Source organism: Pseudomonas sp. MF6755, from assembly GCF_016405635.1.
GTDB lineage: Bacteria > Pseudomonadota > Gammaproteobacteria > Pseudomonadales > Pseudomonadaceae > Aquipseudomonas > Aquipseudomonas haemolytica.
The window spans coordinates 42,304-55,105 of sequence record NZ_JAEKDA010000014.1 but is presented as its reverse complement, the minus strand read 5'-3'; the positions used below and the strand labels follow the sequence as shown (position 1 = coordinate 55,105).

At 56.9% G+C, this 12,802-nt stretch carries 11 protein-coding genes and 1 tRNA gene; 4 read left to right on the top strand and 8 right to left on the bottom strand.

All coding sequences use genetic code 11. From position 1 onward, the window contains the following. Positions 1-19: 19 nt before the first annotated feature. Together JFT66_RS19135 and JFT66_RS19130 are read right to left on the bottom strand one after the other, a co-directional pair. Positions 20-238, bottom strand: a complete 219-nt coding sequence (locus JFT66_RS19135; RefSeq protein ID WP_152612295.1) for a bacteriocin — start codon at positions 236-238, stop codon at positions 20-22. A 94-nt stretch (positions 239-332) separates the two neighbouring features. Next, complete coding sequence (locus JFT66_RS19130; protein ID WP_198859880.1) at positions 333-1,115, bottom strand: Fic family protein; 783 nt, start codon at positions 1,113-1,115, stop codon at positions 333-335. 268 nt (positions 1,116-1,383) lie between these two features. Between JFT66_RS19130 and JFT66_RS19125 the strand changes: the two genes are divergently transcribed. Further along, a complete protein-coding gene (locus tag JFT66_RS19125; RefSeq protein WP_034116936.1) occupies positions 1,384-1,896 on the top strand; it encodes a DUF6932 family protein in 513 nt (170 codons plus the stop codon). A gap of 580 nt (positions 1,897-2,476) precedes the next feature. Beyond that, positions 2,477-2,827: a hypothetical protein gene (locus JFT66_RS19120; RefSeq protein ID WP_198859879.1), complete on the top strand. Its 351-nt coding sequence runs from the start codon at positions 2,477-2,479 to the stop codon at positions 2,825-2,827. Positions 2,828-3,338: 511 nt separating this feature from the next. Here the strand turns inward: JFT66_RS19120 and JFT66_RS19115 are convergent. Together JFT66_RS19115 and JFT66_RS19110 are read right to left on the bottom strand one after the other, a co-directional pair. After that, a tRNA-Asn gene (locus tag JFT66_RS19115) sits at positions 3,339-3,414 on the bottom strand. A gap of 60 nt (positions 3,415-3,474) precedes the next feature. Next, complete coding sequence (locus JFT66_RS19110; protein WP_034116938.1) at positions 3,475-4,371, bottom strand: LysR substrate-binding domain-containing protein; 897 nt, start codon at positions 4,369-4,371, stop codon at positions 3,475-3,477. A 100-nt stretch (positions 4,372-4,471) separates the two neighbouring features. Here JFT66_RS19110 and lldD point away from each other — a divergent pair, with 100 nt between their 5' ends. After that, positions 4,472-5,602 (top strand): FMN-dependent L-lactate dehydrogenase LldD, encoded by a 1,131-nt coding sequence (lldD, locus tag JFT66_RS19105; RefSeq protein ID WP_034116939.1) that lies wholly within the window; start codon positions 4,472-4,474, stop codon positions 5,600-5,602. A gap of 428 nt (positions 5,603-6,030) precedes the next feature. Then, entirely contained in the window at positions 6,031-6,957 is a 927-nt protein-coding gene (locus JFT66_RS19100) for a GGDEF domain-containing protein (protein ID WP_034116940.1), read from the top strand. Positions 6,958-6,978: 21 nt separating this feature from the next. Here JFT66_RS19100 and JFT66_RS19095 read toward each other — a convergent pair whose 3' ends face one another. The 4 genes from JFT66_RS19095 to JFT66_RS19080 form a co-directional block, all read right to left on the bottom strand. Continuing rightward, positions 6,979-7,758 (bottom strand): iron-containing redox enzyme family protein, encoded by a 780-nt coding sequence (locus tag JFT66_RS19095; protein WP_233097145.1) that lies wholly within the window; start codon positions 7,756-7,758, stop codon positions 6,979-6,981. Between the two features lie 78 nt (positions 7,759-7,836). Continuing rightward, positions 7,837-10,299 (bottom strand): EAL domain-containing protein, encoded by a 2,463-nt coding sequence (locus tag JFT66_RS19090; RefSeq protein WP_034116942.1) that lies wholly within the window; start codon positions 10,297-10,299, stop codon positions 7,837-7,839. A 71-nt stretch (positions 10,300-10,370) separates the two neighbouring features. After that, a complete protein-coding gene (locus JFT66_RS19085; protein ID WP_162524851.1) occupies positions 10,371-12,173 on the bottom strand; it encodes an ABC transporter ATP-binding protein in 1,803 nt (600 codons plus the stop codon). Continuing rightward, positions 12,166-12,801 carry a DsbA family protein gene (locus JFT66_RS19080; RefSeq protein WP_034116944.1) on the bottom strand — a complete coding sequence of 212 codons (636 nt, stop codon included), beginning with the start codon at positions 12,799-12,801 and terminating at the stop codon, positions 12,166-12,168. Before JFT66_RS19080 ends, JFT66_RS19085 begins: the two co-directional genes overlap by 8 nt. Between the last annotated feature and the right edge of the window lies 1 nt (position 12,802).

The following is a 12,802-nucleotide window of genomic DNA, read 5'->3' as shown; positions in this document are numbered from 1 at the left end:
CAAGGCACACTTTTTTCACTTAGTACGTAATAGTTAAACCGACTCCCCCCGATAGCTCGCCTCCCGAAGCAGAGCCGCCTACGGTGACGCTGGTATTACCCGAAGTCCAGGTCGGTCCTGTGTAACCGCCATTTGATCCCAACCACTCAAACTCTCCTGGTTCCCAATCAGTGACAGGCTCAACCGTCGTCTGGCCGCCCGAAACAAGCGCCAACTCTTTTTCCGTCAGTACACGCATTTGATAACTCCTTGGCGACGGAAAGAGCCGTCCATGGCCCGCCCGTTGGTTATTTGCCCTGATGGGCGCCTCAATTCCCTCTGAGGAAATAAACCTAGTGACCGGCCATAAAGCCAATGATGTCGCAATGGAAGCGCACCCAATCATCCCACTCACCAAATAGCTCAGCCTGCCGGATGCGCAATACATGAGCGCCGGGCGAACAGTTATAAAAGTCATATAAGGGAATGTAGTTTTGCGAAGTACGCCCCATCAGGGCATTGAACAACACACGTGCCAATCGCCCATTACCATCTACGAACGGATGACAATTCATTAGCCCTACGGCAGCAACGGATGCACCAAATAAGTCTTGGCGACTGCTCGGTAAATCGGCCACATACTTCCAAAGGGCCATAAGTGCCGATGGTATATCAGCCGCCTGAACAAACTCTACTGTACAGCCACGCTTATCAGGCCTGACACCTACTCGCGTCGTCCTGATTGTTACAGCGGTGCCTGTGAGCGCGCAGGCAGCGGCTTCCAACAGCTCACAAATCGTCGAGTACTTCAAGGTGACCAGGGACTGTTCAAGTGCTGATGAAAAAACCTCTACATACTGTTGTTCAGTAGGCGTCCTATTATCCAAGGGTTCCAACGCATCATTCGTTGCATAATGCTCGAACAGTGGATGTTGGAAGCACCGCGATTTGCCATCGCACGCCAACACTGCCGATACCGATCCGGACGAAACAGGCCACGGCTTATTTTTATACGTCTCAAGTCTTGCCTGAGCGTTAAGCACTGATTTAACCGTTCCCTCAGTCAGCACCAATCCAACTGGATAAGTTAGAGATTTTCTAAAATGTGTTTTTACTTTTGCCACGACAAAATCCATTTCATTTCGGCCCTGCGCCTCGCGCACAAATAACGCTTGCGACAACAACACTTGAAAATAGCTATTCCTTCAAGAAAGAACACTCTACCAACGAAATATGACACTTTTCCAAAATTCGCGTGAAACTTTTACTGCTTCGTAATTTTATTAGCCTGCCCCTACTTGACATGTTGCGCTCCTCAGCAGACACGTAATACATTGTCTACTCCCGCCCCCTACCAAATTAAAACAAAACCAGCTTTCACCTCAGACAATTGGATAATTCACAATGGCCAACACCGACTTAGACTCGCTTTTTTCACAGCATTACTCCAACGCCAAGACCATGGAGTTCCCAGCCTTCATTGGCAACAAGGCAACTTGCAACCCAATCAATTCAGCACCTTATCTAACGTCTCTTTCACGCTTTTTTGAAGAACCTAAAGATCCGAAAAGGAGCTTGCTCTGCGCACGACTTAAAACCGCTATAGCAGAGTTGGCGATGGCTGATATTGGCGTTGAAATCATACTGATAGGTGGAAGTTTTCTGGACTCAACGGTCATCCCAGGCGATCTGGATTGTGTGCTCTTCTACTCATTGAGCGCCGAAACGAGCACACTGGACTTTCAGCAATGGCAATATCAGATGAAAAAGCAAGACCTGGATGCCCGACTGATCCCTATGGACTCCAATCCGCTCATCATGTGGAAAGCCGCGTTATTTTTTGCCGTACTGTACACGCAAAGAAAAAACGCCGAGGGTGTCCCTACCGGTTTGATATTAATTGACTGCAAACGCTGAAGGCGCACCCGAGCTATCTCAAAGAGATCTTCACGACTACTGCGTAACTCAGAAACATTCTTATATTTAACTATGAGCTGCCCGCACGACACTGCGGATTAATCGACTCGATGTGACATACCCTTTAATGATCTTTACAAAAAAAACCAGCTTCACTCGGCAACTATAGAATCCACACAAGAGAACTGATAATGAGAGCGTTAACGGCAGAAGAACTATTGCTAGTTTCCGGTGGCACCACCACTGATTCGACGACTCCTGATCCTGATCCTGAGCCAGATCCTGACGATGGCGCCCCTGATACAGGCGTGTCGTTTTAACTGAAATAGAAACGTGCTGCTGACCATCCAACCTTGGCACTGACGGCGGACCTGGCCTATGCGCAAAGCCAGCGGTTTTTTGCCTAAAATTTGCCCCAGGCTTCCAAACGCATAGCACAATTCGCTGGGCTGCTATTGATGCCTGAGCATTTGCCATCTACGATTCACACGGGCGGCTAAATAAGTACCTTCGGTTCAGTCACGATATCGCATAAACTCAACGGTAGGCCTGCTTTAACTACTGCACGAGGAGCTTGAAATTGAAATCTCTGTTATTCGTTTTTTTGGTGTTTGGGGTTTCTTGCAACTTCGTAAACGCAGCCTCTGTAGGAAAAACCCAGATTATTGAAGCGGCCATAAAGGAATGTAAAGGCTTGACCAGCTTGATAAACCCTTCAGCCCTGGGGTCGTCGGCGTTTTTCCCTGAGCCAGATGGAGTCGTTGCCGTTTTAATTCAGGGTATAAAGCCTCCACCGTCCATGAAAAATCAAGTAGGCGCTGAGTTATGCCTATATTCTTTACACGAAAAAACGGCACGCCTTGCCAATTGGGATGCTTTGGCAAGATCAAAAGATCTCCCTACTTATATAAGACCTCCTAGCAATCTCTAAGTGAATAAAAATTGGCTACATGTATCGACATACACAACCCCTATAAATGACATTGAAATAGTATCTGGAGGAGATACGTCCCCTTGGTCATGACTCATACCATCATCCAGACCTGGCCCAGGATCATGGGAAATCGGATCCTGTGATGTATCCCCCACCTGCAACAAGTAGCAGTTCTTCAGCTGTCAATTCCCTTAACGTACTCATCTTTAATCACCTGATTTAATAATGGGTGAGTCGATCAATCTCGCCAGTCTTGGATGTAGAAACGCACATTTGGCCCAACAGTTACCGGACTTTCGTTCATGGTTGGCAGATAGCTAATGATTGGGAGCTACCTTCGTATGGTGGGTTAACCGGCGCGTCAGTTCCCTGTAGCAATGACGTGACCGTTGCGCTTCACTTCGTTCGCTGTGATCAGCTTACGGTGGGACCTTTACCCACAAGATTGCGCCCCATGGTGGGCGCAAAGCAAAAAAAAAGCCTGCATCTCTGCAGGCTTTTCTCTATCTGGCTCCACGACCTGGACTCGAACCAGGGACCCAATGATTAACAGTCATTTGCTCTACCAACTGAGCTATCGCGGAATGCGCCGTATGTTACTGATTAAAAAGAAGAAGTCAAGCTTTCCCTGACATCTGCCGCAATTAGCCTCCAAGGTCTGTGGAAAACGCAGGGTCCTTGGCCAGATCCAACCAGGCTCGCGCCGCTGGCGGCAGGTGGGCGCTGGCGCGCCAGGCCAGGGCGATGTGCCAGTCAGTGTGGGGTTCGTCCAGGGGGATCAAGGCGATGCCGGCGTGTTGGTGTTTGTGCGCCAGCATCCGTGGCAGGAAGGCAACGCCCAGCCCTGCGGCGACCAGGTCGACGATAAAGTCGATTTGCCCGCTGCGGGCGGTGACTTTGGGGCTCACGCCCTTGCGCTCGCAAGCGCTGAGGATCTTGGCGTTGAGGGCGAAGCCGGCTTCGAACAGGATGAATGGCGAGTCCGCCAGGTCGGTGAAGTCGATGCGTTTGCGTCGCGCCAGTGGGTGGCTGATGGGCAGCACCGCGATCAACGGTTCGTTGCGTACCGGTTGGTAGTCGAAACCTTCGTCCACCGGCAACAGCAAGGCCGCCAGGTCGACCTCCCCTGCTTCCAGGCACTCACGCAGTTTTTTACTGCCGTACTCAGTCAGTTCAATGTCGATGTCTGGATAGCGGCTGCGGTAGGTGGCGAACATGGCTGCAAACAACACACCGCACCCCACCGGCGGCAAGCCGATGCGCAGCACGCCGCGCTTGAGACCGCGCAGGTCGTTTATTTCCGCCATCAGGTCGTTGCGCTCGGCGAGCATCACCAAGGCCCGACGGTAGGCAATTTCGCCGGCTGCGGTGAGTTCGTTCTTGTGGCCGAGGCGATTGAGCAGCGGCGTGCCCAACTCGTCTTCCAGCGTCTTGACCGCCTTGCTGACGGTGGATTGGGTCAGGGCCACTACGTCGGCCGCCTGGGAGAACCCTCCCTGGCGCACCACCTCGACAAATGCGCGCAGTGTTCGCAGGTTCACACGTATTCCTTTTGCGACTGGATGTCAGTGATAAAAGTTGCTTTTATCATGTCACAACTTTGCTTAAGGTGAAGCACTTTGCCTTTTGGAGACACCGTAGATGATCATCTCGTCCGCTTCCGACTACCGCGCCGCGGCCAAGCGCAAGTTGCCGCGCTTTCTGTTCGACTACATCGACGGTGGCGCCTACGCCGAGCACACCCTGCGCGCCAACAGTTCGGACCTGGCCGAGATCAGCCTGCGCCAGCGCATACTGCGCAATGTCGACAACCTGAGCCTGACAACCAACCTGTTCGGCACGGAACTGGCCATGCCGGTCATCCTCAGCCCGGTCGGCCTGACCGGCATGTATGCCCGGCGCGGTGAAGTGCAAGCAGCCAAGGCGGCCGCTAACAAAAACATCCCCTTCTGCCTGTCGACGGTGTCGGTATGCTCGATTGAAGAAGTCGCTTCCCAAAGCTCGCAGTCGATCTGGTTCCAGCTGTATGTGCTCAAGGATCGCGGCTTTATGCGCAACGCCCTGGAGCGGGCGCAGGCGGCAGGGGTGACCACGCTAGTGTTCACGGTCGATATGCCCACACCCGGCGCGCGCTACCGCGATGCTCACTCGGGCATGTCCGGCCCGTACGCGGCGCAGCGGCGGATGTTGCAGGCGGTAACCAAGCCACAATGGGCGTTCGATGTAGGCTTGATGGGTCGCCCTCACGACTTGGGCAATATCTCCAAGTACCTGGGCAAACCCACCCACCTGGAAGACTACATCGGCTGGCTCGCCAACAACTTCGACCCGTCAATCAGCTGGAAAGACCTGGAGTGGATCCGTGAGTTCTGGAAGGGCCCGATGATCATCAAGGGCATTCTCGACCCACAGGATGCCAAGGATGCGGTGAGTTTCGGCGCCGACGGCATCGTGGTCTCCAACCATGGCGGTCGCCAGCTCGACGGCGTGCTGTCCACGGCCAAGGCGTTGCCGCCGATTGCCGAAGCAGTGGGCGACGACCTGACCGTGCTGGTGGACTCAGGCATTCGCTCCGGGCTCGACGTGGTGCGCATGCTCGCCCTGGGCGCCAAGGCGTGCCTGCTGGGACGTGCCACTGCCTATGCGCTGGCTGCCGAGGGCCAGCACGGGGTAGAGAACCTGCTGGACATATTTGCCAAGGAAATGCGCGTGGCCATGACGCTCACCGGCGTCACTTCAATCGCGCAGATCGACCGTAGCACCTTGATATAACGCGGTTATTTGACCCTATCGAGTGCAAGGAGGTACGCCTGGGTGTGTCGTGACGGGCGCACACGATTCATTTGCGGTTTAAAACCGGCGTTAATCAGTAAAGCTGATCGGGCTGACGGTAACTCAGCCCGTAAAAAGCCAAATATATGGCGCCATTGTTTGACAGACTCTTCTTACTTCAAGAAAACATGATTGATTTATAAGGGTTTTTACAAATCCAGCGAGTTTGGCATGAAACTCGCTCTATTTGTTTTCAAGCAGGTTACGCGATGACAAGACGTGCGGCAGTGTTCCGGGGTTATAACCCGAGGCAAAGCGGTTTAAACTGTTTCCATTGTTTTACGATACTGAAGGAACAGTAAGACGCTTGGCACTCGCCACTCTCATCCCGCCTGTAAGACAGTCTAGCGCTTAGAGGCCACCCGCTTATGAAAACCCCCACCCAGACCAACGCAATTGACTTCGACAGTGCCAAATTGCAACGCCTGGGATTTGGTCAGCCGTCCCTTCGCCCTTACCGCCCCGCTACGCTTACCGAACTTCGCCAGCAATTGAACCAGCAGTTGCAAACCAGCCTGGAGCCGGAACGCATCCTCGGCCTGTTCTTTCGCGAAATACAGCGCCTGGTGCCACTGGACGCGTTGCAATACCGTCACGCCGCCAGCGATCTGCGCCTGGAGTTCGGTCACCGGGGCCACCACTCAGTAAGCTATACCTTGAGCCACGAAGGCGAGCACCTGGGTGAACTGATATTGCGCCGTAACCAGCACTTGACCGATGAGGAACTCAGCCAGCTCGAAAGCCTGCTGGTGAGCTTGCTTTACCCGATGCGCAACGCCCTGCTCTACCGCGCGGCCACGCGCAGCGCCCTGCGGGACCCATTGACCGAAACCGGCAACCGCGTCGCCATGGACCAGACTCTGCAACGGGAAATCGACATGGCCCGGCGGCACATGCACCCCTTGTCTTTACTGATGCTGGACATCGACCACTTCAAGAAAATCAACGACACCCATGGGCATGCCGCTGGCGACAGCGTACTGCGCGCCGTGGCTGGGGCGATCAAACGCCAGTTGCGTAACGTGGATATGGTGTTCCGGTTTGGCGGGGAAGAGTTTCTGATCCTGCTGTCCAACACCGGCCGCGATGCAGCGGGGATGGTCGGTGAGCGCCTGCGCCAGGCGGCACAAGCCCAGGACTATTGGGTGGAGGGCAAGCGGATCGAATTGACGGTGAGCCTCGGTTGCTCGACGTTATTGGCTGCAGAGTCGGCTGAAAGCCTGCTGCGCCGGGCCGACAATGCGTTGTACGTGGCCAAGCGCGAAGGCCGCAACAGACTGGCGATGGCGGGGTAAGCCCCCGCCATCACCCTCGCATCACGCCTCGCTGGCGACGCGCACTGGGCGCTCGCGAACGGCTGGCGCCTTTTCTTTGTCTTTTTCCACGTTCTCCAGGCGCATGCAGCTTTCCAGGAACAGATACATGTAGTCATAGCTCTTGCACACCGCCTGGCGCAGCTCCTCCTGCAAGGCCCTGCTCGGGTTGTTCCCGGCGAGGGTGCAGATAATTTCCAGGGCTTCCCAAGGGTGGGCGTCGTCATACTGGGCGTGCATCTTCAGCCACTTCATCGCACGCTTGCGATCTTCCTCGGGGAAGGCGGCGGCATACACACCGGTAGAACAGACCACGGCGGACCACTCCCCCGTCGCCCCCTCGATCGCGTAGTTTGTGGCGGCAATCGCGACGATCAACGGATCTGCCGAACTGGTGTGCCAGCACCAATGACTCAGTGCATGCAACTCCGGCGGCACATCCTGCGCTTGCAGCTCTTCAAGGCTGACGCCGTGGGCACGCGCCCAGTGCACCCAATAGTCAGCATGATTGAGTTCCACGCGAATATTACGCATCAGCCAACGTCGCGCCATGTCCTCCCCAGGATGGCGGGCAAACTTGGTCTTGGTCAGGTTCTGCGCCATGTACAAGGCAAACTGTTCCACCACCGGCCAACCACCAATCAGGTAGTGACGCATGGTCTTGGCGCTGAGGGCGTTGTCGCGCATGCGCTGATACAGTTCGTGCTCGACAACTCGACGCTTGCTCTCGCTACAGGCCTGGATCAAGTGCTGCGCCCAGGCTGGGTAACTCGAGGCTTCCATAAGCGGGCCGGTTCTGTTGAATGTGTCGATCACTGTGGGGCTCCTTTTTAAGTGTGATTGTACAGACCAGCAGATGTTTCAGCGGAATGTGCCGGGCGCCTTGAATAACAGAGGCTGTGGCCGCACAGGTCGACACTGCAAGCTATCAAAGGTAAACAATTGCGGGCGTTCAATCAGGTAGCCCTGAGCGTAATCCACACCGATCTCAAGCAAAGCCTGTTCGATCTGCGGTGTCTCAACGAACTCGGCAATTGTGCGCTTACCCATGACGTGGCCGATGTGATTGATCACTTCGACCATGGCGCGGTTAATCGGGTCGTCCAGCATATCCTTTACGAAACTTCCATCGATCTTCAGGAAGTCTACAGGTAAATGTTTCAAATATGCGAATGAGGACATTCCGGCGCAAAAATCATCGAGTGAAAAATGGCAACCTAAGGCTTTGAGTTCATTAATAAATCGAATCGCACTACCCAAATTCGCTATAGCGCTGGTTTCAGTTATTTCAAAACAAATCATGTCTGGCGGTATGTTGTAAGTGTCAAATTTCTCACGCAAAAAACCTAGAAAATCATCATCGCCAATAGTTATGCCTGACAGATTAATCGCACACATCGCCATGGGTCGGCCCGGGCGCTCACTCATGCAGCGGGCGATAACCTTGAAGACATTTTCCACCACCCAGCGATCCAGGGACGTCATCAAGCCGTAACGTTCTGCCGCGGGGATGAAACTGTCAGGCAGGATGATTCGCCCCGCCTCGTCATGCAGGCGCAGGAGAATTTCAATGTGCCCGTTGCCGGCCTCGGTTTGCCCCAAAGGCGAAATTTCCTGGGCGTAGAGGCAAAAGCGATCTTCTTCCAAGGCCATGTGCAGCCGCTGCACCCAGGCCATCTCGCCAAAGCGCAGGGACAACTCCGAGTCATCGGCATGGTAGACCTGCACGCGGTTACGGCCCTTTTCCTTGGCCATGTAGCAGGCCATGTCAGCGGCGCGCAAGGAGGTTTCCAGGGTGGTCGGGGGTTGCGATATATGCACCAGGCCGATACTGACGGTGGTCATGAAGGGCCGGCCTTTCCACACGAAGTGCAGGCTCTGCACGGTATGGCGCAAGCTCTCGGCGATCTTTTCCGCTACCGGCGCCGGGCAGTTCTCCAGCAAGATGCCAAATTCATCGCCGCCCAAGCGGGCCAGCGTATCGCCCTCGCGCAAGTCCGATTGCAGCAACGCGCAGATGTGGCGCAGCAGCTCGTCGCCCGCCGCATGGCCGCAGGTGTCATTGACCAGCTTGAACTGGTCGAGATCGAGGAACATCAAGGCGTGTCGCCCACTTTGCTGGCGTACGACCTGTTGCAGCACTTGCTCGAGGCGGAACTCGAATTCACGGCGGTTGGCCAGCCCGGTCAAGGCGTCGTGGGTCGCCTGCCAGGAAAGGTTGGCGATGTACTGGCGCTCCTGAGTCATGTCGTGCAGCACCAGCACCGCCCCACTGACCTTGCCAGCGCTGCGGATCGGCGCGCCCACCAGGGTGACCGAGACGGTGCTGCCGTCCAGGCGCTGGATCTGCTTGGAGTGCTCGCTGCCGCCACTGAGTTGGCCCTTGATGATGTGCTCGATCAGGGTGAAGCCATCGGGCTCGGCGTTTTCATCCAGCAGCTTGAACAGCGCAGCTAACGGCAAGCCCTGGGCCTGCTCCGACTTCCAGTGGGTCAGCGCTTCGGCTGCGGGGTTCATATACGCAATGGCGCCGTCAACGTCGGTGGTAATCACCCCGTCACCAATCGACTCCAGAGTGATCTGCGCCCGCTCCTTCTCCGCTTGCAAGGCATCGGCGAAGGCATGGCGCTGGGCCAGCAACTTATGGGTACGCAGCAACGCCAAGACGATCAGCCCCAAGGCAGTGGCCAGGTTGGTGATCAACAACAGGCGCAGGATCATCCGCGAACCTTCGCCCAAGGCATCGCTGAACGCCTTGGCGGCCGGTGTCACCCCCTCGTTGATGGCAATGATGCGTGCCTTCCAGCTGCGCACATCATTACCCGTGACCTGATCAGCGCCGATGGCGCGGTGCATCTCGCGGGCCAGTTCATCCAGCTGTTCCAGGTAACCATCGCCCACTGTCCACTGTTCAATGGCTTTTTCCAGATAACTGAAATGGCGGAAGTTGAGGTATAGCCAGATAAGGCTGGAAACGTCGTCCGGATGGTTGCCGCCCTTGATGATACCCAGGCGGGCAGCAGGCAGGTCAGGCGTTGCGCTGTCCAGGGCGATACGCAGTTCATGCCCGCCCTGGGGCACGGCAATGGCCTGCTGGTATTTGAGGTAGGTAGCGTCGTCGCGGCTATCGGCATAGAGGGTCAGATAGTAGATGGCGTCTTTCTGGCCCTTGGACCACAAGCTTTCGCCAGCCACATAACCACGCACCGCAGAAAGCACATAGAGACTGCCGCAGCCCAACAATGCCTGGAACAAGACCACAGCGATAAAGGGCCAGACGATACCCAGCAGCCGTGGCGTTCCGAGAGTCCGCTTTTGCTTCATGAAGTCCCTTGCACATGCACTGCTAGATACGCACGCGAAAATCCGCTCCCTATAGCACAGCCTAATCTAAATCAACGCACTTGTTGCAGGTGCCCATAGAGTTTGGCGTACAGCCCGCCATCGGCAATCAATTGCTGATGGTCGCCATCTTCGGCGATACGCCCGCCATCGAACACCAGCACCCGGTCTGCCTGTTTCACTGCAGACAGCCGGTGGGCGATGATCAGTGTAGTACGCCCGGTGAGAAACCGCGCCAGTGCCTGGTGCAGGTTGTACTCGGTGGCCGCATCCAGCGCCGAGGTGGCCTCATCAAGAATTACCACCTTAGGCTCGGCGAGCACCATGCGAGCGATGGCCAGGCGTTGCCGTTGCCCACCGGAAAAGCGCACGCCAGAACGCCCGACTATGCTGTCCAGCCCCAAAGGCAGTGCCTTGACAGTAGCATCCAACTGGGCGATTTCCAGCGCCTGCCAGCAGGCTTGATCACTCCGGGAGCGGCCCATGGTCAGGTTGGCGCGCACAGTGTCGTTGAACAGCGCCGGGTGTTGCAGCACCACAGCGACATTCTCGCGAATGGTCTCCAGGCCGATCTCTTGCTGGGTGGCACCGCCAAAACGAATGCTGCCGGCCTGCGGCGTGTAGAGCCCCAGCAGCAGTTGCACCAGGGTACTTTTGCCGCCGCCGCTGGCGCCGACAATCGCCACCTTCTCACCCGGTGCGATGGCCAGGTTCAATTGGTCAAGCACCAGGTCTTCGCCGTAGCCGAAGTCGAGGCCGTGCACTTCGATGCCGACGGTCTCACGCCCGGTAAACGGGTCTGCGCCGCCTGGGTATTGCGGTTCATCGGCACGCGCCAACAGCTCGTTGATCCGCGTCAGCGCCCCGCCTGCCGCGTAGTAGGCGTATTGCAGGTTCAACAGTTGTTCCACGGGGCCGATCATGAACCACAAGTAGCTGAACACCGCGAGCATCTGGCCGATGGACAGGTCTGAAAACAGCACGGTGAGCATGGCCGCAGCACGGAAGATATCGATACCAAACTGGAACAGCAGGCCACTGGCGCGGCTGGAAGCGTCGGTTTTCCATTGAGAATGGATGGCATAGTCACGCACTTCCTGGGCACGCTGGCCGAGGCGCCCGAGGAAAAACCCCTGGCGATTGCCGGCGCGCACTTCCTGGATGGCATCCAGGGTCTCGGTCAGCGCCTGGGTAAAGCGTGAAGTGCTGTCGTTTTCCAGCTTCTTCAGGTGCTTGACGCGTTTGCCCAACTGCACCGTGGCGTAGATCACCAGTGGGTTGAACAACAGGATCAGCAGCGCCAGTTGCCAATGCATCCACACCAGGATCGCAGAGGTGCCGACCAGGGTCAGCATGGCCACCAGGAAACGGCTGAGGGTTTCTCCGACGAACTTGTCCAGGGTGTCCAGGTCGGTGACCAGGTGCGTAGTGACAGTCCCGCTGCCCAGGCTTTCGTACTCGCCCAGGGAGATACGCTTGAGGCGTTCGATCAGGCGCACGCGGATGCGATAGACGATGTCCTTGGCCAAGCGCGCAAACAGCCGCGCCTGCACCACGTTGAACACCAGCGCACCGCAACGCAGGGCCAGGGTCACCACTAGCATCAGGCCGATGTAACCGGCGGCTTTCTGCCAACCCAAGGGCAATGCGTGGTTCATCACCTTGAGCGCGGCATCACCATGGCCCAGCAGCACTTCGTCCACCAGCAAGGGCAATAACAGCGGGATGGGCACGCTGCACAGGGTCGCCAGCACGGCGACGCCATTGGCGATCCACAGGGATTTCTTGTGACGCAGGGCCAGGCGGCGGATTTCCGCCCAGGTCAGGCGGTCGGTGCGTTGAGGTTGCTCATACACAGGCGGCTCGCTCCAGCCAGCGGGCAAGCAATGGCGACAATTCGGACAGCGGCTGGTAGCCGTTGGTCAGCAGCGCCAACTGGCCGTCGCGCTCAGCCAACAGGGTCGGGAAACCGGCGATGCCCAGATCCTGTACCCAGGTAAAATCCGCCGCCGTCGCGGCATGCTGTTCGGCGCGGTCGAAGGCACCGGCAAACTCGATACGCGGTATGCCCGCCAGCTCCGCCAGCTCCACCAGCACGCTGGCCAGGGTCACATCGCGGCCTTCGACATAAAACGCGCGCTGGATCAGCCCCAACAACGTCCACGCACAATCCGGCGCCAGGCTGCGCGCGGTAACGATGGCGCGGCAGGCCGGCTCGGTGTCGTAGACAAAACCGTCAGGCAGCGCACCTTCACGCTTGAACACCTGGCCGGTGGCGTCGGTGACGGCCTGCCAGTGTTCGAGGATGTAGCGCCGGGTCGTCGGCTCCAGCGCCGCACCGCTGCCGGTGCGCAAGCCGCCCACCACCAGGTGCAGGTCCACACCCGCCGCCTGGGCCTGCTCAACCAGCGCCTGCGCCACCGGGGCAAAGCCCCAGCACCAGGAACACATCGGATCCATTACATAGAGCAGGCGCGCGGACATG